Annotated in this window: 17 protein-coding genes and 1 tRNA gene; 7 read left to right on the forward strand and 11 right to left on the reverse strand. The window is 75.1% G+C overall.

Going from position 1 to position 19,246, the window contains the following annotated elements; all coding sequences use genetic code 11:
• Positions 1-3: 3 nt before the first annotated feature.
• On the reverse strand, positions 4-2,079 hold the full coding sequence (locus AMOR_RS25655) for a multicopper oxidase family protein (RefSeq protein ID WP_248355412.1): 2,076 nt from the start codon (positions 2,077-2,079) through the stop codon (positions 4-6).
• Positions 2,080-2,455: 376 nt separating this feature from the next.
• On the opposite strand from AMOR_RS25655, the gene AMOR_RS25660 reads away from it, so the two are divergent.
• Entirely contained in the window at positions 2,456-3,217 is a 762-nt protein-coding gene (locus tag AMOR_RS25660; RefSeq protein WP_248355413.1) for an IPT/TIG domain-containing protein, read from the forward strand.
• A 22-nt stretch (positions 3,218-3,239) separates the two neighbouring features.
• Here AMOR_RS25660 and AMOR_RS25665 read toward each other — a convergent pair whose 3' ends face one another.
• From AMOR_RS25665 to AMOR_RS25675, 3 genes are all read right to left on the reverse strand, one after another.
• Entirely contained in the window at positions 3,240-3,926 is a 687-nt protein-coding gene (locus AMOR_RS25665; RefSeq protein WP_248355415.1) for a HesA/MoeB/ThiF family protein, read from the reverse strand.
• Complete coding sequence (locus tag AMOR_RS25670) at positions 3,923-4,621, reverse strand: HesA/MoeB/ThiF family protein (protein WP_248355416.1); 699 nt, start codon at positions 4,619-4,621, stop codon at positions 3,923-3,925. The genes AMOR_RS25665 and AMOR_RS25670 overlap by 4 nt, the downstream gene beginning before the upstream one ends.
• A gap of 163 nt (positions 4,622-4,784) precedes the next feature.
• Positions 4,785-4,860, reverse strand: a tRNA-Asn gene (locus AMOR_RS25675).
• A 175-nt stretch (positions 4,861-5,035) separates the two neighbouring features.
• On the opposite strand from AMOR_RS25675, the gene AMOR_RS25680 reads away from it, so the two are divergent.
• Positions 5,036-6,040: a BtrH N-terminal domain-containing protein gene (locus tag AMOR_RS25680; protein WP_248355418.1), complete on the forward strand. Its 1,005-nt coding sequence runs from the start codon at positions 5,036-5,038 to the stop codon at positions 6,038-6,040.
• Positions 6,037-6,879, forward strand: a complete 843-nt coding sequence (locus tag AMOR_RS25685) for a SirB1 family protein (protein WP_248355420.1) — start codon at positions 6,037-6,039, stop codon at positions 6,877-6,879. Before AMOR_RS25680 ends, AMOR_RS25685 begins: the two co-directional genes overlap by 4 nt.
• An 18-nt stretch (positions 6,880-6,897) precedes the next feature.
• Here AMOR_RS25685 and AMOR_RS25690 read toward each other — a convergent pair whose 3' ends face one another.
• Genes AMOR_RS25690 through AMOR_RS25700 form a run of 3 tightly spaced genes read right to left on the reverse strand, consistent with a single transcriptional unit; the run spans position 6,898 to position 8,959 of the window.
• Complete coding sequence (locus AMOR_RS25690; protein ID WP_248355422.1) at positions 6,898-7,224, reverse strand: (2Fe-2S) ferredoxin domain-containing protein; 327 nt, start codon at positions 7,222-7,224, stop codon at positions 6,898-6,900.
• A 50-nt stretch (positions 7,225-7,274) separates the two neighbouring features.
• Positions 7,275-8,063: an SDR family NAD(P)-dependent oxidoreductase gene (locus AMOR_RS25695; protein WP_248355424.1), complete on the reverse strand. Its 789-nt coding sequence runs from the start codon at positions 8,061-8,063 to the stop codon at positions 7,275-7,277.
• Positions 8,060-8,959 carry an HAD family hydrolase gene (locus AMOR_RS25700; RefSeq protein WP_248355426.1) on the reverse strand — a complete coding sequence of 300 codons (900 nt, stop codon included), beginning with the start codon at positions 8,957-8,959 and terminating at the stop codon, positions 8,060-8,062. The genes AMOR_RS25695 and AMOR_RS25700 overlap by 4 nt, the downstream gene beginning before the upstream one ends.
• Before the next feature lie 110 nt (positions 8,960-9,069).
• Here AMOR_RS25700 and AMOR_RS25705 point away from each other — a divergent pair, with 110 nt between their 5' ends.
• Positions 9,070-10,989, forward strand: coding sequence for a PEGA domain-containing protein (locus tag AMOR_RS25705; RefSeq protein WP_248355428.1), 1,920 nt, complete (start codon positions 9,070-9,072; stop codon positions 10,987-10,989).
• Positions 10,990-11,074: 85 nt separating this feature from the next.
• Here the strand turns inward: AMOR_RS25705 and AMOR_RS25710 are convergent, their stop codons facing one another.
• The 3 genes from AMOR_RS25710 to AMOR_RS25720 all read right to left on the reverse strand — a co-directional run bounded on the left by AMOR_RS25710 (position 11,075) and on the right by AMOR_RS25720 (position 15,000).
• On the reverse strand, positions 11,075-11,569 hold the full coding sequence (locus tag AMOR_RS25710; protein WP_248355430.1) for an FKBP-type peptidyl-prolyl cis-trans isomerase: 495 nt from the start codon (positions 11,567-11,569) through the stop codon (positions 11,075-11,077).
• Between the two features lie 371 nt (positions 11,570-11,940).
• Entirely contained in the window at positions 11,941-14,223 is a 2,283-nt protein-coding gene (locus tag AMOR_RS25715; RefSeq protein WP_248355432.1) for a glutamine amidotransferase, read from the reverse strand.
• 6 nt (positions 14,224-14,229) lie between these two features.
• Entirely contained in the window at positions 14,230-15,000 is a 771-nt protein-coding gene (locus AMOR_RS25720; protein WP_248355433.1) for a DUF4159 domain-containing protein, read from the reverse strand.
• Positions 15,001-15,137: 137 nt separating this feature from the next.
• On the opposite strand from AMOR_RS25720, the gene AMOR_RS25725 reads away from it, so the two are divergent.
• On the forward strand, positions 15,138-15,395 hold the full coding sequence (locus AMOR_RS25725; protein WP_248355434.1) for a hypothetical protein: 258 nt from the start codon (positions 15,138-15,140) through the stop codon (positions 15,393-15,395).
• Complete coding sequence (locus AMOR_RS25730) at positions 15,395-16,048, forward strand: hypothetical protein (protein ID WP_248355436.1); 654 nt, start codon at positions 15,395-15,397, stop codon at positions 16,046-16,048. Before AMOR_RS25725 ends, AMOR_RS25730 begins: the two co-directional genes overlap by 1 nt.
• Here the strand turns inward: AMOR_RS25730 and AMOR_RS25735 are convergent.
• A complete protein-coding gene (locus AMOR_RS25735) occupies positions 16,045-17,022 on the reverse strand; it encodes a sigma-70 family RNA polymerase sigma factor (RefSeq protein ID WP_248355437.1) in 978 nt (325 codons plus the stop codon). The genes AMOR_RS25730 and AMOR_RS25735 overlap by 4 nt on opposite strands.
• Positions 17,023-17,262: 240 nt before the next feature.
• Here AMOR_RS25735 and AMOR_RS25740 point away from each other — a divergent pair, with 240 nt between their 5' ends.
• On the forward strand, positions 17,263-19,227 hold the full coding sequence (locus AMOR_RS25740) for a DEAD/DEAH box helicase (RefSeq protein ID WP_248355439.1): 1,965 nt from the start codon (positions 17,263-17,265) through the stop codon (positions 19,225-19,227).
• Positions 19,228-19,246 lie beyond the last annotated feature (19 nt).

A 19,246-nucleotide genomic window follows, 5' to 3' on the forward strand; every position in this document is an offset into this window, starting at 1 on the left:
ACTTCACTTCGAGAGGATCCAGCCGAACATCATCGCGTGGTCCTCGTGAGCGAGGTTGTGGCAGTGGGCCACGTACCTCCCGGTGAACGTCCGGAAGTTCCGGACGACGACCACGGTCTCGCTCGGATCGAGCGCGATGACGTCGTCCTTCCCGGTGTCGTCCTGGTGTCCGGGGATCGAGGTCGGCGGCTTGCCGTTGCGCGACACGACGTGGTGCTCCTCCATGTGGAGGTGCATCGGGTGGGTCCAGCCGCCGCCGCCGTTCTTGATGACCCAGATCTCGGGCTGGCCCTGCTTCACCGTGGCGAGCGGGACCGTCGCGTCGAACGGGTGCCCGTTGATGAGCCACTGGATCTCGCCGCCGAAGCCGCCCCGCTGCAGCTCGAACGTGCGGGTCGGGAGCGTCGAGAGGTCGGGCAGCGCCGGCTGGGCGCGCAGCGGCGTCCCGGCGGTCGGCATCACGCTGTCGTCCGGCGCGTCGTCGCCGATCACGATCTTGAGGAGCGGGATCTTGTACTTCGGGTCGAGGCCGATGCGGGAGTTGTTGGACGCCTGGCGGCCGTCCGGCATCTTGCAGATGTCGGTCAGGTAGATGACGTCGCCCTTCTTCGTCGGGGTGCCGTCGAGGTACCTCGTGAAGTCGACCACGATCTCGTGGCGCATCGCGGGCCAGTTCTCGATCGAGTCGCGGACGATGGCGTTCGGCAGGAGCCCGCCGCCGGAGGCGATCTCGACGAACTTGAGGCACTGCTTCCCGTCCTGGATCCGCCACTGCCCTTCGAGCTCGTCGCCGCCGTAGCCGAGCGACACCGCGGACTTCGGGCCGCCGGCCGAGGTCATGAACTGGAGCTCGAACTGCCGCGACACCGCGGCGGTGAGCAGGCGGAAGCGGTACCGGCGCCGCTTCACCTCGAGCACCGGGTAGGCCGTCCCGTTCACCGTGAAGACGTCGCCGACGAAGCCGTGGTTCGGGAAGTGCCGGAAGAAGGTCTTGCCCCAGTTCTCGGGGTGGACCTCGCCGCAGCCGTTGTGGAAGTCCTGGTGCGGCGTCGCGCCGTCGTCGAGACGGCAGTCGTAGAAGACGAGGGGGACGTCGTAGGCGACGTCGAACGAGCCGTCGCCGTTGTCGGTGCGGACGCCGGGGAGGCGCAGGCCCCTGCGCTCGTCGCCGGGATCGAGGACGGGGTCGTAGATCGGATACAGGCCGACCATGCCCTTGTAGACGTTGGCCCCCGTGTGGTCCATGCGGTGGTCGTGGTACCAGAAGAACGACTGCTTCTCGGCCTCGTCGCCGCCCGCCGGGTAGTTCAGGTAGAGGTTGTCGACCCAGCCGCCGGGCCCGTAGGCCTGCGGCTTGTGGTGCGGGTTCCCGTCGCTCTCGCACGCCGTGTGCGCGTTGTGCAGGTGCGTGAGGAACGCCCAGTCGGGCGCGCCGAAGTCGCCGCGGTCGAGGTTCTGCGGGTTCTCGTCGAGGTGGTTCTCGAAGCGCACGAGGCACGGCTTGCCGTACTCGGCGTTGATCATCGGGCCCGGGAACCTGCCGTTGAAGCCGTAGATGGTGCTGTCCGGCAGCTTCGGGATCACCGTGCCGGCGGGCACCGTGTTCCCGTTCACGTCCTTGTACGGGACCAGCGTCCGGACCGGCGACGACGAGAAGCTGTGGGCCGCCACCTGGAGCCTGTTCTGGTAGACGAGCGGCTGCGGCATGGACTCGCAGACGGTGCCGGCCATGCCGGGCCAGAGCTGGTGGCTGCACCCGTCGCAGTCCTGCGCGCCCGGAGCGCCGCTCGGCTTGTTGGACCAGGTGGCGAGCGTGGCCGGATCGATCGGCCGCGCCGCCAACGGGACCGGCAGCGGGTCCGTGAACGGCTGCAGGATGAGCGGGCTCGTCGGGAACGCCTCGATCGCGGTGAGGCCGGTGCAGGTGCCGCCGCTCGTGGTCCCCCCGTCCGCGAGGGCCGGCCCGGCGACGGCCGCGACCGCGGTGGCCGCTCCGGAGGCGGCGGTGATCTTGAGCAGGTCCCGCCGCGTCAATCCTGGCTGCTGCGTGCGCTCCACTTCCTCGTCACTGGTCTTCATCTGGTTGCCCCACGACCCGAGGGTCGGAATCTTCGTGATCCGGCAGCCCCATGCGCCGGCGGTTCGACTCGCTCCGTTGCGAAACTCGGTTGCATGTCGCGCCCACTGGAGTTGACCCCCCGCGACGGATCGCCGTAGCCCCTTGACGCCGTGTCACCGGAGCGAGGTCGTTTCTCTCCAACGACGCGAAGACGCAGGCGTTCCGCGTCTCGGAGGTTCACGCGAAGACGGACGCATCGTTGGGGCGCAAGCCCAATTTGACGCAGCGGAAACGCCGGCAGTCCCGCGGTGACCGGACACGCGCAGGGACGGCGCGCGGGGTTGCCTCGCGAGACGGCGTCGCTAGATTCGCCCTGGCCGATCGGCCGAGGGCCTCATGGAGCAGCACGCGTCCGCCGAGCCCCGCGCAGCGACCACCGCCGTCGTGCTCCTCGCGGCGGTGGCGCTCGGCGTCGGGGCCGCGATCGCGGTCGCGGACCGGCTCGAGCTCGACCCGCGCTCGCGGGAGCGGCCCCGGAGCGGCGTCGCCGGACGTCCGGCCCACGAGCAGCGGCGCGACGAGCCAGCCGGTCCGGGCGCCGCCAAGCTCGACCCGGTCGCGACGGGGCAACCGGAGCGTTGGACGGGCGACGCGGCAGGGCTGCCCGGCGGCGACGAGATGCTCGCGGGCGGGCGCGCGCCGGCCGCGGCCACGACCGTCGCGCTGGACGGCGCCGACGCGTTCCGGACCGAGGAGGAGCGCGCCGCCGCCGAGCGGCTCGCGACCGAGCTCGGGCGCCTCGTGCGCGACCTCGAGTTCAACGCGGGCCTGAACGAGCCGACGCAGCAGACCGTCGTTCCGCCCCCCGCGCCCTGGAGGCCGGACCCGCGAGCCGACGGGCGCGCGGCGCCGGTCGTGGACGACGTCTGGCCGCGGGGCGCGCCGGCTGCGGGCGGCGCCCGCGTCACGATCCGCGGACGGAACCTCCGCGCCTCCCAGGTGATGTTCGGCGCCACCGCGGCGCGCATCGTCCGGGCCGAGGACGACGCGGTGACGGTCGTCGCGCCCGCGGGAAGCGCCGGCCCGGTGGTGATCTCCGTGACCAACGACGACGGAACGTACGCGCTCTCGCGCGTCCCGTTCACGTACCGGAGGTGATCCCGGGCCGAGCGGCTCGCCGTCAGTACACGTTGTGGCAGTCGCATCCCGGGGTGCGCGCCGTGGGCTGGACGGCGGGCCAGCCGTCCACCAGCGTGATCCGGCGCCCCGTCGCGGCGCCGGGCCCGAGGCGACCCACGAGGAGCAGCAGCTCGAGCGCGCCGAGCGTCCCGAGCGCCGCCGCCGTGCCTGCGCGCGGTGGAACCCGCGCCCCCGGACGAGACGCGCAGCCCAGGCACGGCGCTCCGGACGGGATCGAGACCACCTCGCCGCCGTCGCCGTCCCCGAGGACGACCACGTGCGGCAGGCCCGCGAGGCGCGCCCGCTCCGCGGCGGTGCGCGCCACCGCCTCGCTCGGCGCGCAGACGAGCGTCGCGGTCACGTCGGCGCCCGTCGCGTGCGCCCGGACCTCGACGAGCGGGCTCGCGTCGCGCAGCGCGGCGATGGCGGTGAACATGCGCGGCCGTCCCGCGTCGTCGGGCGCGTACAGCCACGCCGCCGCGTCGCCGCTCGCGACGTCGGCGCCGTCGTCCACGTAGATCGTGCCGACGCCTGCCCGCGCGAGGTGGAGGAGCGCCGGCCCGCCAGTGGCGCCGGCGCCGACGACGTGGATCCGCGCGTCGCGGATCCGCTGCTGCCCCGCCTCGCCGAGGCCGGGCAGGAGCAGCTGACGCGCGAAGCGCGCGGCCTCCGCGTCCGTGAGGCTCACGGCGCGCCTCCCGCGCCGGGAAGGATCCCGCCGCACGCCGCGCAGCCCGCGCGGCGCCGGACCGGCACGCACCGCGACCGGCCCGAGCGCGCCTCGTGGACGAGGAGGCGGCCCCTGTAGGTGCCCGGACCGCCCTCGAGCAGGCGGACGGCCTCGGCGCCGAGCAGGCTCCCGGCGAAGCCGGCCATGGGCCCGAGGACCCCGGGCGCCGCGCCGGAGGACGCCGCGCCCGGGGGCGGACCCTCGAAGAGGCACCGCAGGCAGCCGGTCACGCCGGGCACGACCGTGAGGAGCTGCGCGGTCAGCTGCAGCAGCCCGGCGTGCGCGAGCGGCCTCCCGGCCGCGACCGCGGCGTCGTTCACGAGGAACATGGTGTCGAAGCGGCTCGACGCGTCCACCACCACGTCCGCGGATCTCGCGACCCGGACGGCGCTGCGCGCGTCGAGGTCCGCGCGCGCGTCGAGCTCGAGGCCCGGGAAGAGGCGCGCCAGGCGCCGGACGGCGGCCGCCGCCCGCGGCTGGCCCACGTCCGCGTCGCGGAGGAGCGGCTGGGCCGCGAGGTCCGGCAGCTCCACGAGGGCGGAGTCCACGAGGACGAGCCGGCCGACCCCCGCCGCGGCGAGCGCGAGCGCCACCGGGCCGCCGAGGCTGCCGGCGCCGACGACGAGCGCGGTCTTCTCTCGCAGCGTGGCCATGGCGACGACGGGCGCTCACCATGCCCGCCTGCCGCGTAGTCGTAGGCACGCCGGCCGCCGCCCGCCCGTCCCGTGATCCGGCGGCGCGGCGAGCGCGTCTCCGGAAGCGGGGGCCCGGAAAAGACGACGGGCCTCCCGCTCATCGCGAGAGGCCCGTCGGAACTGGCTCCCCAGGCATGACTCGAACATGCGACCCGGTGATTAACAGTCACCTGCTCTGCCAACTGAGCTACTGGGGAATGGCAGGGCGGCGAATCTAAAGAAGGGCCGGGGCGTCGTCAAGAGGGTTCGCGGCGAGATCTGCGCGAGCGTCGGGAACGCCCCGTCGCCTGCCAGGGGCGACGGTTCGGGCGGGTGCGCCACGGCCTCCAGGCGTGCGACGACGGAGGCGCTGGCCGCCGCTATACTCCAGCGGTGATCCGGCTCCCGTTCGAGCACCGCCCGGGCGTGCACTGCGGCTCGACGGCGCTCGCCGACGCGCTCCGCGCGGGCGGCGTGGAGGTCTCGGAGGCGATGGCGTTCGGGCTCGGCGCCGGCCTCGGCTTCTACTACCTGGCCGCGCCGGCGCTCTCGCCGAGCCACCTCGTGATCGGCCGCTCGGCGCGTCTCGAGGTGGCCGCCTGCGAGGCGCTCGGCGTCCCGTGCGCGGAGCGCTCGGCCGAGGATGCGCACGCCGCCTGGGACGGCGTGCGGGCAGCGCTGGCTCGCGGCGTCGCGCCGGTGCTGTCGACCGATCTCGCCGAGCTGCCGTACTGGAAGACGCGCACCCGCTTCGGCGGCCACCGCGTGGTCCTCGCCGGCTACGACCTCGACCGCGGCATCGCCCTCGTCGCCGACACCGACCGGCCCGGCCTCGAGGAGGTCGCGCTCGACGCGCTCGACCGCGCGCGGGCGTCGATCGCCCCGCCGTTCGGGGTAGAGGGCCGGCCCTGGCTGGAGATCGCGCCCCGCGGCCCCGCGCGGCCGCTCGCAGAGGCGATCCCGGAGGCGCTCCGGCGCCAGGCGACGGAGATGCTCCTCGATCCCGATGGCGCGGCGGGGATCTCCGCGCTCGAGCGCTTCGCGGCGGAGCTGCCGGAGTGGCACCTCCGCGCGAACGACGAGGCCGACCGGCGCTGGTGCTTCCGGTTCGCGTACCAGGTGATCGAGCTGCGCGGCACGGGCGGCGGGATCTTCCGCGCCCTCTACGGCCGGTTCCTCCGGGAGGCGGAGGCGGTGCTGCCGGGCCTGGCGCCGCTCGGGTTCGCGGCGCGCATGGAGGCCCTGGCCGCGGACTGGGCGCGGCTCGCGGCCGGGCTGCGCGAGGCGGGAGACTCGCCCGGCGCCGGCGTGCCGGCGGAGGTCGCCGCCCGGGCCCGCGAGCTCGCCGCGGGGGAGCGCGCCTTCTTCGAGGACCTCGCGGCGCGGAGGCCACGATGAGCGAGGACCTCGAGAGCGCGGCCCGCGCGCGCTTCGCGGCGCTCATCGGCCTCGATCCGGTGCCGCTCGACGAGGCTGCGCTCGCCATCGCGCAGGAGGAGTACCCGGACCTGGACGCGGGTGCGTACCTCGCGCGCCTGGACGTGCTCGGGAAGCGCGTCGGGCGCGCGGCGGGGCAGGGTGCCCGGGCCGCGTCGACCCTCCGCGCGCTCCGCGAGGTGCTGCACGACGAGGAGGGGCTGCGCGGCAACGAGGAGGACTACTCCGATCCGCGGAACTCGTTCCTGAACGACGTCCTCGACCGCCACCTCGGGATCCCGATCAGCCTCTCGGCCGTCTACATGGAGGTCGCCCGGCGCGCGGGGCTCAAGCTCGCGGGGGTCGGGTTCCCCGGCCACTTCCTCGCGAAGTACGTCTCGGCGTCCGGCGCGGAGGTGTTCCTCGACGCGTACCACGGCGGCGAGATGCTCTCGGCGGACGAGTGCATGGCCCGCTACAAGGCCCGCAGCGGCGGCAAGGACCTCGACGCGCGCTACCTCGCGGCGGTGTCGACGCGGCAGATCCTGGCCCGCATGCTCCACAACCTCCGGCGCATCTACCAGGAGCGGAAGGACGACGTGCGGACGTTCTGGGTGCTGGACCGGATCCTGCTCCTCGCCCCGGGGCAGCTCGAGGCGCTCCGCGACCGCGGCCTGGCTGCGGCGCGCCTCGGCGGCGCCGCCGCGGCGGCGCGCGATCTGGACGCGTACCTCAGGTCGGCGCCGGGCGCGAACGACGCGGACGACGTCCGCGAGATCCTCGTCGGGCTCCGCGGCGGGCGCGGCTCGCTCATGAACTGAGGCGCGTCGCAGGGCGCCTCACTCGCCGCCCTCGAGCTTCCGCATCCGAAGCCGCTCCACCGGCCGGCCGCCGACGAGGTGCTCCTCGACGATCTCCGGCACGTCCGCCGGCGTGACGCCGCCGTACCACACGCCCTCCGGGTAGACGACGATGGACGGCCCGAAGGCGCAGGCGTCGAGGCAGCCCGCCGCGTTGGCCCGGACCTGCCTCTTCAGCCCGCGCCGCGCGAGCTCGTCCTTGAGCGCCTTCCGGATCGCCTCGCTGCCCTTGTTGCCGCACGCGCCGCGGGGATCGCCCGGATCGCGGTGGTTCTCGCACACGAACACGTGGTGGCGGAAGCGCATGGCCGGGTTCTATCGGAGCGCGCCCCGCGCCGCCACGGAAGGCCGCGCCGTCAGCCCTCCCGCGCTACGATCTGGCCGCGCGGCACGACGAGGAGCGCGCCGCCCGAGACGCACAGGTCCTCGCCGACGAGGTGCCCCGACGCCTCGCTCGCGAGGTACAGGACGGCGTGCACCACGTCCTCGACCTCGCCCACGCGCCGGTTCGGGAGCGCGCCCGCGATCGCGGCGCCGACCGTGCGCAGCTCCGGCTCGGCCATCGGCGTCCGGACCCAGCCCGGCGACACCACGTTCACCCGGGTCGACGGGGCGAGCTCGACGGCGAGGCTCATCGCGAGGGACTGCAGCGCCCCCTTCGTCGCCGCGTAGTGGCCGTGGCGCGCCTCGCCGCGCTGCCCGGCGGTCGAGCCGATGAAGATCACGTTCCCCCGCCCGCCGCGGCCGAGGTGCGGCAGCGCCTCGCGGACCAGGTAGAACGCGCTGAAGGTGTTGACCCGGAAGATCTCCTCGAGCTGCGGTCCGGTGATGGCGCCGATGGGGCCCTCGTTCCAGATCGCCGCGGAGTGGACGAGCTGATCGAGGCCGCAGAGCGCCTGGCTCGCATCCGCGACGCACCGGACGCAGCCCTGCTCCGTCCCGAGGTCGGCGCCGACCGGGAACGCGCGCCCGGGGTGGCGCGCCGCGAGCGCCTCGGCGGCGGCCCGGTTCGACCGGTAGTGGATCGCGACCTTCGCGCCCTGGTCCAGCAGGGCCTCGGCGACCCCGAGGCCGATCCCCGAGGAGCCGCCGGTGACGAGGGCGCGGCGGCCGGCGAGGTCGTCGTAACGGGCCACGATCTTCATCGGGCTCCCTTCCCGCGGCGCGCGGCGGCCCGCGGCGCGGACCAGGTCGCTCCGTCGAGGATGTCGAGGACCTGCGCGAAGCTGGAGATCGCGAGCGGCCAGCGCGCCTGGGACTCGTCGGCGACGTGCCGCTGGGTGACCTTCTTCGCCGAGATCACCGCGAGCCGGTCGCGGTACTCCTTCGAGACGTACGTGCCGTACTCGGCCCAGACCCCGAGCGCGCCGCACGCCTCCGCCACCGGCATGTCCTTCTTCACGTTGTCGCCCACGTAAAGCACCTCGCGCCCGTCGAGGCCGAGGTCGGCGAGGATCTTCCGGAGCCCCGAGGCGTCGGGCTTCTCCGCCTCGCGCGGGAGCTCGAACACCGGCGTGCGAGACCGGTAGTGCCCGGCCTCCTCCTTCCGCCGGATCTCGGCCGCGACGTTCTCGGGCAGCGGGAAGCGGGGAAGCGTGTACAGGGCGTCGAAGTGGCCGTCGAGCTTCAGGTGCTTGAGGCGCAGCTCCGCGGCGTTCCGCGGCGCGTCGGTGAGGCCGACCACGCGGAGGCCGCGCCCGCGGATGCGGTCGAGGGTCTCGCGCACGAGCGGGTAGGGCTGGAGGTACCGGTCGCGCGCGGTGGCGAACGCGTGGCGCGCCGGCTCGAGGACGAGGGCGTTGAAGGAGTCGAAGTCCGCCTCGTAGGGCCGGAAGATCTCCGACTCCTGGATCGCGAACGGGTACTCGTTCGACTCGTACTTGGAGTAGACCGCCTTCAGCGACTGGACGATCCGCACCCGCGGGAGGGCGGTCGTGGCGACGAGCGAGTCGACCATCGCCTCGAGCGCCGGGACGATGAAGTCCACCCACGGGTACAGGGTGTTGTCGAGGTCGGTGACGACGGCCCGGTAGCGCGGCACGCGCGCATGGTAGCCGGGAGGGTGCGGGCCCGCCACCCGCGCGATCTCGAGGACGCGCGATCCTTCCGCCGCGCGTGAAGGGACGTCGCCGGCGATGTTACGATGCCGCCGTGCCCCCGACCGGACGCCACCACCTCGTCGCACACCTGCCGCCCGCGGGCGCGTGGCGCCGCGCGCTCCACCTCGACCGCGCCGGCGGCGCGCCGCACCCCGTGATCCTGGCGCTCGCGCCCGCCGAGCTCGCGGACGATCCCGCCCGGCTCGCCGCGCTCGCACGCGACGCGGAGGCGGCGGCGCGCGTGCGCCACCCGAACCTCGTTCCGTCGCTCGGCCTCGAGACGGTCGGCGACGCCCTCGCGCTCGCGTCGGAGGCTCCCGACGGCGTCACCCTCGAGGCGCTGCTCGAGGCGGGCGGGCGGCTCCCGCCGGACGTCGCGGCCCGCGTCGTCGCCGACGCGGCCGCCGGCGTCGCCGCCCTGCACGCGGTGGACGCGGGGGACGGCCACCCGCTCACCCACGGCGCGCTCTCGCCGGCGTGGCTCTCGATCGGTTCCGACGGCGTGACCCGCGTGTCCGGGGCGGCGGCCGGCGCGGGCGCCGGCGGGCCAGCCGCGGACGTCCGCGCGCTCGCCGCGATCCTCCACCTGTGCCTCTCCGGCGAGCCGTCCGCCGAGCCGCCGCGCCCGCTCGACGGCCCCGGCGTCCCGGGCGCGCTCGCCGCGGTGGTGGACGCGGCGCTCGGCGCGGTGCCCGTCGACGCGGGCGCGAAGAGCGCGGCCGCGTTCGGGGAGGCGATCGGCGGTGCGCTGCCGCTCGCGCCGCACGAGCACGTCGCCGCGTACCTCGAGGCGATCCTCCCGTCCGACGGCGCCGGCCGGATGGCGCTCGCGCGCCGGCTGGCCGAGGCGAGGGCGGAGCTGACCGCAGGGGACGAGGCGGCGCGCGCGTCGGATGCGGACGAGCTGATCGTGGAGGAGGAGACCGCTCCGCCGTGGGCGGTGGCGACCACGTCCTCCCCGGACCCGAACGCGAGCCCGACTCCCGTGCCCGCGTCACCTGGCCCCGGGTCCGCGGACCCTGGCCCGAAGGCCACGCCGATCCCCCGGCCGAATCCGACCGCGACGAACCCGAGCCTGAACCCGACCGCCCTCGTGGCGGGCACGGGAAGCGGGCCAGCGGCCACGGGCCACGGGACGCGGGTCACGGGCACGGGCACGGGCACGGGCACGGAGAGGCCGGGCACGTTCCCGGGCACGGGTACGGGCACGAAGGCGGCTCCGATGGGGAGCGGGGCTGACGCCGCGATCACGTTCCCCGTCCCCGCCGCGGCCGCTCCGCGCTCGCGCCTGCCGCTGCTGGTCGGCCTGCTCGCCGCGGCGCTCGGGTTCGGCGCCGGGGTCGTCCTCTCCCGGCACCTGCCGGCGCTCGCCACCCTCGGGCGCGCGCCGCAGCCGCCCGACGCATCCGCGCCGGTTGGGCTCGAGGCCGCTCCGGCCGAGCGCGCCGCCGCGCCCGACCGGCCGCCGGCGCCGGCGCCGGCGCCACAGCCTGCGGCTCCGGCGCAGCCTTCGCCTGCGGCCCCCGCCAGACAGCCCGCGGCGCCTTCGCCCGCTCCGCCACGCCGCGCCGACCCGCCCTCGCTCGCGATCTCGGCGGAGCCGGCGGTCGACGTCTTCGTGGACGGCAAGCGCGTCGGCCGCCCGCCGATCACGGTGCCGGTCGCCGCCGGTGACCACGAGGTCCGCCTCCGCGACGCAGCCCAGGGGGTCGATACGAAGCGCCGCGTCACCGCTCGAGGCCCGGCGACGCCGGTACGCTTCGCCCTCGGGCGCGGCGTGCTGTCGGTGACCGCGCCGCCGGACACGGAGGTGATCGTGGACGGCCGCCGCGCGGGCAGCGGGAACGTACGCGTGGAGCTCTGGGAAGGCGTCCACCGCGTCGAGGCGCGGCGCGGGGAGGCGAAGGTGGGGGAGCGCTTCACGCTCCACCCCGGCGAGACCTGGACCTACGACGTGACGCCGACCCCATGAGGAGGCGCCGCGGAGGCGCTACGGGGAGTCGGCAGTCTGGGCACCCCGCGGGCGCTGCCCGCGGGGCGGGGCGGCACGCCCGACGCTAGCCGTGCTCGTGCCCATGCCCGTGCGGGCCATGGGCGTGCCCGTGCTCCTTCTCCTCGTCCGTCGCCACCCGGACCTCGCGGACGGTGATGTCGAAGTGGAGCGTCTTCCCGGCGAGCGGGTGGTTCAGGTCGATGGTCACCGAGTCGGGCTTCACGTCGCGGATGGAGAACGGCACGGGATCGCCGTTGGGACCCTCCGCCGTGAGCTCCATCCCGACCTGCGGGTCGAACCCGGGCGGGAACGCGCCGCGCGGGACCTGCTGCACGCCCCGGGGATCGTGCTCGCCGTAGCCCTCTGCCGGCTGGACGACGACCTGCTTCTTCTCGCCGACGTCGAGCCCCTCCAGCGCGGACTCGAGCCCGGGCACGATCTGCCCCTCGCCGTGCAGGTAGGTGAGCGGATCTCCCGGCTCCGACGCGTCGACCACCTGGCCGTCCCCGAGGTGGAGCGAGTAGTCGATGCCGACGACGTTGCCCTTCGCGATCTTCATGAGGCCCTCCGCAGGCCTGACAGTTTGGGGACGGCGACGCGCCTTTCCCACCGGGCGGTATTCCGCGATCGGCGGGCGACGAGCAAGGGAATCCGCCCCGACCTGCGAAAAAAAACGCGCCGGCCACGCCGAGGGTCGGCGGGCCGGCGGTGAGGCAGCGTCGCGGTCCGTGTACCGCGACGCCCGTGAAGCGGCGACGCTTCCCGAGAGTGCACCCCGCGTGCCGTACGCTCGGCCGAGCGCCTCCCGTGCAGATCGACCAGTTCGACCGCCGATGCGGCGCATGCCGAGGAGCGTGCTCGCGATCCAGGCACGAAAGGCCTGCGTCCCGGAGCCCCCCGCGAGAAAGCTTTGCGAGGTGAGGGGCCGGCCTACCAGTACCCCCAGCGCCGGCGCAGGACCCACTCGGCTGCGAGCGCCCCCGCCAGGGCGGCGAGCGTCCACCAGCGATCCCAGATCGGCACCGCCTTCCGGCGGCCGATCTCGACGACGTCCGCCTCCTGCAGCGCGAGGTCGGGGAGATCGCCGCCCGGGAGCGCCGAGGCGCGGCCGCCCGTCGCCTCGGCGATGGCGGACATGAGCTCGGGGCGGGGCGCGACGTCCGCGTCCTCCGGTCCGGCGCCGCGGACCGCCACCGCCGCGGTCGCCGTCTCCGCCCCTCCGTCGCCGTGCGCGACGACCTTGTAGGCGCCCGGCCCCGGCGGGACGAGCTCGATCCGCGCCGTCCCGTCGGCGCCCGCGACGGCCTCGCCGCGGGCCACCGACCGGCCGTCGTCCGAGACCAGCTCGGCCGAGACCTTCTTGCCCTCGGCGGGGCCCCAGTCCGGATTGCGCGCGGAGACGGTCAGCCCGACGGGAGCGCCGGGCTCCGCCGCCGGCGCGTCCGGCTCCACCTGGAGCGGCGCGAGCGCCGGGTCGCGCACGAGCCAGCGCAGCGCGCCATTCCAGAAGCGGAGGTACGCGCGGTTGCCCTGGCCGGACTCCGCCGCGACGAACCCCCAGCGCCACGTGGCGTCCGTCGTCACGGCGAGGGTCCGGCCGTGAGCCACCTCGCGGACGGCGACGAGCGGCGCGGGCCGGCCCTCCACCTCGACCCCGGGCGCGTCGAGGAGCACCGTCGCGCCGGCGCCCGGCGCGAGCGCCCGCGTGAGGTTCACGGCGGTGACGGGCGGGAGCGCCGCCCACACCGCGTCGTTCTGGCCCTCGCCGGGCGCGAGGGCGGTCACCGGGTGGCGCTTCCCCTCGGCGGTGAGCCGGGGATGGACCTCCGTCTCCGCCTCGGTGGTCCCGTCGAGCGGCGCGACCGGGAGCACGTCCGCGAGCGGCGTCTCGCCGTAGTGGCCGTCCCCGAAGCTCTGCTCGCCGCCGATCATCGCGAGGGCGCCGCCGTTCAGGACGTACTCGCGGACGTTCGGCAGGAAGCGGTCGATCTCGAGGCCGCGGTACGGCCCGTACGCGAAGTTCACGAACAGCACCGCGTCGAACGTCTTGAGCTGCTCGCCGAAGATCTCCGAGACCGGGAACGGGATGAGCGACAGCTCCTCCTGCGGGCCCGGCTGATCCGCGTTCGAGCGCAGGATGAAGAAGCTCACCAGATCGACGTTCGGATCCTGCTTCAGCAGCCCGCGCAGGAACCGGACGTCCCAGCTCGGGCGCCCGGCGACCAGGAGGACGCGGACGCGGTCGCGGATGACGCGCAGCACGAAGGACCGCTGGTTGTTCTCCACGACGGCCTCGCCCGGGAAGACGGGCGCCGCCACCGTGAACACGAACGTGCCGGTCTGGTCCGGCGCGAAGGTGAGCGGGACGGTGTACCGGTCCTTGCCGCGCTGGAGCTTCACGTGCGCCTGCGCGACCACGCTGCCCTCGCGGCGCAGGACGAGCTCCACGTCCTCGTCGGAGAAGCCGCGGGCGCGGAGCGTCGCCTCCACCGTGACGGTGTTCCGGACGAACGCAAAGTCGTCGACCGCGAGCCGCTCGATGGCGAGGTCGCGCGGCGCGCCGCGGCCGACCGCGACCGTGTTGACCGGGAACCCGAGCGCCCGGAGCTTCGCGCGCGACGCGCCGTCGAGGCCGCCGGCGAGCGCCGCGTTGTCGGCGCCGTCGGAGAGGATCAGCGCGCCCGCGAGCTTCCGGGAAGCGCCGCCGCCGCCCGCGGCGGCCGCGTCCAGGGCGCCGAGCAGGTCCGTCTTGCCGCCCGTGGGGGGAAGCCCCCGCGCGGCGGCGGCGGGGTCGACGGGGGCGACGTCGCCGCCGAACGCGTACCACTCGACGTCCACCCGGTCCTGCAGCCGCGCGAGCTCCGCGCGGTGATCGGCGAGGAAGGCGCCCGCGGCGGAGGCGCGCGGCGGGCCGCCGGGCTCCACCGGGAACGCCATCGACCGGGACGCGTCGACGAGCACCGCGAAGCGGTTCCGGACCCGCGCCGTCTGCAGCAGCTCCAGCGCCGGCTCGACGAGGAGGAAGAGGGCGAGCGCCGCGGACGCGGCGCGGAGCGCGACGAGCACCAGGCGGCGCCGCGGCCGCGCCTCGCCGTGGAGGCCGCGCCAGGCGAGCGCGACCGCCGCGAGCGCCGCGAGGCCGAGGAGCGCGAGCGCCCACGGCGGCAGCGGGGAGAGGGCGGTGAGCCGCCACGCGTTGTACGCGGGATCCAAGGGCTGCTAGCTCCGCCGCCGCATGATGAACGGCAGGTGCACCGCGTCGTCCTTGTAGTCGGTGCAGAGCGCGTACATCGCGAGGTTCACGCCGACGCGGAACGCGGTCTCCCGCTGCGCCTCGCCGCCGGGCGTGCAGGGGTACTCCCACTCGCCGAGCTCGCTGCGCGCCCACGCGCCGCCGAGGTCGTTCTGCGTGTAGACGACCGCGAGCCGGCCGTCGAGCGCCTGCGCCTCCACCCACGGCTTCACGAGGACGCGGCCGCCCTGGCGATCGAGGAGGTAGAACGTCTTGTTCAGCACGTGCTCGCGCGGCACCGGCTGCAGCGGCGCCGTCGGGAGCACCGCCGCGAGCTCGCGCCGCGCGGAGGCGTCGAAGCCGTCGCCGTCCGAGCCGTCCGCTGCGTCCACGAGCAGGAACCCGCCGTACTGGAGGTGCCGCCGCAGCGCCGCGCGCTCGGGCTCGGAGAACGCCGGGAACGGGCCCGCGCCCGCGAGGTAGAGCATCGGCCACCGGTGGAGGCCGGGGCGGTCGAGCCGGACCGGAACCGAGTCCGGCGCGGGCTCGATCGAGGTGCGCCGGCCGAGCTCCCATCCGAGGCGACGGATCGCGGAGGGGCGCGGGTTCCAGTTCCCGCCGTGCTGGACGTGGCCGATGGCGAGGAGCGAGGGGGCGGGGAGCGCGGAGCCGCGGCGGGGCAGGGCCGCGGCGAGCGCCGCGGCCGCGGCGCCCCGGAGGAGGGCGCGGCGCGAGATGAGGCGGGGGCGACGGATCATCGGCTTCGGGGGAACCGCCCGGCGGTACGCGCATTCCTCTGGCGCGTTCCCACAGTCTAGGACGGATCGGCGAACGGCGCCCGCGAGATCCACCCGGCCGGGTTCGGCCGGCTGGACGCGTGCTACAGTCCGCCGCCATGGCGCGGACGGACGACGGGTCGCGGGCCCGGCGGGTGGATGCCCTCGGGGCGCTCCTGGAGAGCGGGGATCACGGGGGCGCGCGCGCCGAGGGCCGCCGCCGCCTCGCGGACGCGGGGGCCTCGCGGGAGGAGCGGGCGGAGGCAGAGGCGGTGCTCCGGTCGCTCCGGCCCGAGCCCGCAGCCGTCGTGGTCGGGGCCGGCGCCGCGGCGCTCGCCGCCGCGGTGACGCTCTGGGCCTTGCTGGGCGGCCGGTGATGGAGCCGCTCGTCGCGCAGGCCCTGGCCGTCGTGACGCGCCTCGCCGCCGAGGCGCGCGGCCTCGGGACGCTCGCGGGGGCGGCGCTCCTCGTCGCGGGCGTCGCGGCGCTCGGGGCGGCCGATCGGCTCCGCCGTCCCACTGCGGTCGTCGGCGGAGCGGCGGTCGGCGCGCTCGCGGGCCTCGCCGTGCGGGCGCTGCTCGCCGGGGGTGGCGACGCGTCGCCCACGGTGGCGGCCGCGGTCGGCGCCCTCCTCGGCGGCGCGGCGAGCGGGCTCTGGCCCGCCGCGTTCCCGGCGCTCGCCTGCGCGCTCTGCGGCGGCCTCGCGGGCGTGCACGTCCCGGTCGCCGGGAGCGCCCACGCCGGCGCCGGCGTGGGCGCCCTGGTCGGCGCCGCCCTCGGGGTCGTCGCGGCGCGATCCGTGGCGGTGGCGCTCGCGACGCTGGGCGGCGGCCTCGCGGCCGTGCTCGGCGCGGTGACGCTGGCGGGCTCGCGCGCACCCGCGGAGGAGCTCGCGAGGCACCCGGCGGCGCTCGCGGGCGTCGCCCTCGTCCTCGCGGTGGCAGGGTCCGCGTACCAGCTCGCGCGCGGGCCGGCGGGACCGGGCCCGAGGGCGCGGCCGCCGGCGGAGCGGCTCGCGGACGCGGACTAGGACTCCGGCGGTCCGAGGAGCTCGAAGTCCGGGATCTCGTCGCGGAGGTACTCGCGGAGGCGCCCGGTGAGCTTCGCCTCGATCTGGCGGGCGCGCTCGCGGGTGAGCTTGAAGCGGTCCCCGATCTCCTGGAGCGTGAGCGGCGGCGTCCCGTCCGGCGGGAGGAGCCGGTGCTCGAAGATGTACCGCTCCTTCTCGTCGGTGATCGTCCCCGCGAACTTCTGCAGCTTCTCCCGGAAGACGCGCCGCAGCTCCTCGTCGGCGATCGCGGCGTCGGCGGCGGGCGCGCCGTCGGACGCCACGCGATCGAGCCGCGTCTGCCGCGACTCGTCGTCGTCGCCGAGCGGCGCGTCGAGCGAGAGGTCCTCGCTCGCCATCCGCGCGCTCATCTCCTCGACGTCCTTCTCCTCGACCTGGAGGTTCTTCGCGAGGAGCCGCGGCGTCGGCTCGATGCCCCGGGCGAGCAGCTTCTCGCGCTCCTTCGCGAGGTTGAAGAACAGCTTCCGCTGCGCCTGCGTGGTGCCGAGCTTCACCATCCGCCAGTTCTCCATGAGGAACCGGATGATGTAGGCGCGGATCCACCAGGCCGCGTACGAGGAGAGCTTCACGCCCTTCCACGGGTCGTACTTCTTCACGGCCTGCATGAGCCCCATGTTCCCCTCCTGGACGAGGTCCAGGAGCTGGAACGCGGTGCGGCGGTACTCGTGCGCGATCTTCACCACGAGGCGAAGGTTCGAGGCGACGAGCTTGTAGGCGGCGTCGACGTCGCCGCTCTCGCGGTAGCGGACCGCGAGGTCGTGCTCCTCCTCCCGGGAGAGCACGGGGTGGCGGGCGACCTCCGCCATGTACGCGCGGAGCGGGTCGTAGCGGACGAGCCCGCCCGCGCCGGGCGCGTCGGCGTCCGAGCCGCGCGCGGGCAGGGCGGGCCTGGACCGGGGGGCGGTGTCGTCTCGGTCGCGGGGATCGTCCGGCATCGGGGTCGTGGGGCGTCGCGCGAGGCGCGCGGCGCGCTGTCCGCGGCGGGCGCGGAAGTGGCGGCCGCGACAAATCGTTGTGATATAGATGTCCGGCCTCTCGCGCAAGGCGCGAAACGGCCTAGACGCCGGCGCATGGCGCGTTTCGGGGAACGGCGCGGCCCCCCGACCGGAAGGTCGGGAGCCCACGCGGTCCCAGGACGAAGCCGCCATGCGCCGCTCGAACCAAGAGTGGAGCACATGGAGAACGAGATGGGTGGGGCGCCCGTGGTGGCGCCCTCGGATTACGTCGCAGAGACCTCCTTCGACGACCTCGGGCTTTCGGAAGGGGTGCGCCGCGCGATCGCGGAGCGCGGGTACCAGAAGCCCACGCCGGTGCAGGCCGCCACGTACCGGCCGCTCCGGGACGGCAAGGACGTCATCGTCCGGTCGAAGACGGGCACCGGGAAGACGGCCGCCTTCGCGATCCCGCTGCTCGAGCGCATCCCCGAGGGCCGGCGGAAGCCCTCGGCGCTGGTGATGTGCCCGACGCGCGAGCTGGCGCTGCAGGTGGCGGAGGAGTTCGCCGCCCTCGCGAAGCACCGCGACCTCTCGGTCGTGGCGATCTACGGCGGCGCGTCGATGGGCGAGCAGCTCGCGAAGCTCGAGGCCGGCGCGGAGATCGTCGTCGGCACGCCGGGCCGGATCTACGACCACATCCGCCGGCGGACGCTGAACCTCGACGCGGCGATGGCCTGCTGCCTCGACGAGGCGGACGAGATGCTGAACATGGGCTTCTTCGAGGAGGTGACGCGCATCCTCGATCACCTGCCCGACGACTGCCAGCAGCTGCTCTTCTCCGCGACGGTGCCCGCGGACATCGAGCAGATCATCCACAAATACCTCACCGATCCGGAGACGATCCTGCTCTCCGGCGACGAGTACACCGTCGAGAACATCCACAACGTGATGTACCCGACGGTCGACGCGTACCCAAAGCCCCGGAACCTCCTCTACATGCTGGAGATCGAGGAGCCGGAGACCGCGATCGTGTTCTGCAACACCCGGAGCGACACCTCGCTCGTCACCGCGGTGCTGAACCGGAACGGCTTCGACGCGGAGCTCCTGAACGGGGACCTGCCGCAGAAGGAGCGCGAGCGGGTGATGGCGAAGGTGAAGCGGGGCGAGGTCCGCTTCATGGTGGCGACCGACATCGCCGCGCGCGGCATCGACATCTCCGACCTGTCCCACGTCATCAACTACTCCCTGCCCGAGGACCCGGCGGTGTTCCTGCACCGCGTCGGTCGCACCGGCCGCATCGGCAAGAAGGGCACGAGCCTCTCGCTCGTCTCGGGCGCCGAGATCCACACGCTCACCGCGCTCCAGAAGAAGTTCGGGATCTCGTTCGAGCAGAAGGCGCTCCCGACGCCGGAGGAGGCGCGGAAGGTCTGGACCGAGCGCCACGTCGGCGAGCTGAAGGAGGCGATGAGCGCGTCGATCTTCGAGGCGTTCATCCCGCTCTCGCAGGAGCTGAGGAACCGCCCGGACGGCGAGTACCTCGTCGCCTTCGCGCTCAAGTACTTCTTCACGCACCACCGCATCGAGAAGATGACGGACCTGCAGAAGGCCGAGCACAAGCGCGAGGAGCACGAGCGCCGCGAGAAGATCGAGCAACGCGAGGCGAAGCCGGAGCAAGGCCGCGGCCGGCGCGGCCGCGGTCGTGACGAGGGGCGCGAGGGGCGGAGCCGCGATCGCGAGGCGCCGCGCGAGGCCCGCGAGGGCGAGGCGCGCGACGGCGAGCGTGCCCGGAGCGGGGAGCGCGGGCGCGACGGAGAGGGCCGCCGCCGGCGGGGGCGCGACGAGCGTCGTCCCGAGGAGCCTCGGGGCGAGCGGACGCCGACGGTCGAGGTCGCCGCCGCGGAGGCCGGGGCCGCCGGCAACGGCGCCGCGGTGGAGGTCGCCGCGGAGGCGGCGTCCGAGCGCCCGGGCCGCGGGCGGGTGTTCGTGACCCTCGGCGAGGCCGACGGCGTGGACGCCGGGAAGGTGCGCGAGGCGGTCGGGTCGCTCGCGCCCGGCGTCGAGCTCGAGGGCGTCGAGGTCCGGCGCACCCACAGCTTCGTGGAAGTGAAGCCGGATGCGGTCGAGGGCCTGGTCGCCGCGCTCGACGGCAAGGACTGGAACGGGAAGAAGCTCGCCGCCGAGCGGGCGCGCCGGCGCCGCCGCTAGCGCTGCCCCGGACGCACGG

The organism is Anaeromyxobacter oryzae, assembly GCF_023169945.1.
Classification (GTDB): domain Bacteria; phylum Myxococcota; class Myxococcia; order Myxococcales; family Anaeromyxobacteraceae; genus Anaeromyxobacter; species Anaeromyxobacter oryzae.

What these genes read in the sequence shown, in the direction of transcription:
- AMOR_RS25660 (WP_248355413.1), top strand. Translation starts at nt 2,456, where the DNA reads ATGGAGCAGCACGCGTCCGCCGAGCCCCGCGCAGCGACCACCGCCGTC.
- AMOR_RS25725 (WP_248355434.1), top strand. Translation starts at nt 15,138, where the DNA reads ATGGCGCGGACGGACGACGGGTCGCGGGCCCGGCGGGTGGATGCCCTC.
- AMOR_RS25655 (WP_248355412.1), bottom strand. Translation starts at nt 2,079, where the DNA reads ATGAAGACCAGTGACGAGGAAGTGGAGCGCACGCAGCAGCCAGGATTG.
- AMOR_RS25670 (WP_248355416.1), bottom strand. Translation starts at nt 4,621, where the DNA reads ATGGCCACGCTGCGAGAGAAGACCGCGCTCGTCGTCGGCGCCGGCAGC.
- AMOR_RS25685 (WP_248355420.1), top strand. Translation starts at nt 6,037, where the DNA reads ATGAGCGAGGACCTCGAGAGCGCGGCCCGCGCGCGCTTCGCGGCGCTC.
- AMOR_RS25730 (WP_248355436.1), top strand. Translation starts at nt 15,395, where the DNA reads ATGGAGCCGCTCGTCGCGCAGGCCCTGGCCGTCGTGACGCGCCTCGCC.
- AMOR_RS25740 (WP_248355439.1), top strand. Translation starts at nt 17,263, where the DNA reads ATGGAGAACGAGATGGGTGGGGCGCCCGTGGTGGCGCCCTCGGATTAC.
- AMOR_RS25690 (WP_248355422.1), bottom strand. Translation starts at nt 7,224, where the DNA reads ATGCGCTTCCGCCACCACGTGTTCGTGTGCGAGAACCACCGCGATCCG.
- AMOR_RS25695 (WP_248355424.1), bottom strand. Translation starts at nt 8,063, where the DNA reads ATGAAGATCGTGGCCCGTTACGACGACCTCGCCGGCCGCCGCGCCCTC.
- AMOR_RS25720 (WP_248355433.1), bottom strand. Translation starts at nt 15,000, where the DNA reads ATGATCCGTCGCCCCCGCCTCATCTCGCGCCGCGCCCTCCTCCGGGGC.
- AMOR_RS25735 (WP_248355437.1), bottom strand. Translation starts at nt 17,022, where the DNA reads ATGCCGGACGATCCCCGCGACCGAGACGACACCGCCCCCCGGTCCAGG.
- AMOR_RS25710 (WP_248355430.1), bottom strand. Translation starts at nt 11,569, where the DNA reads ATGAAGATCGCGAAGGGCAACGTCGTCGGCATCGACTACTCGCTCCAC.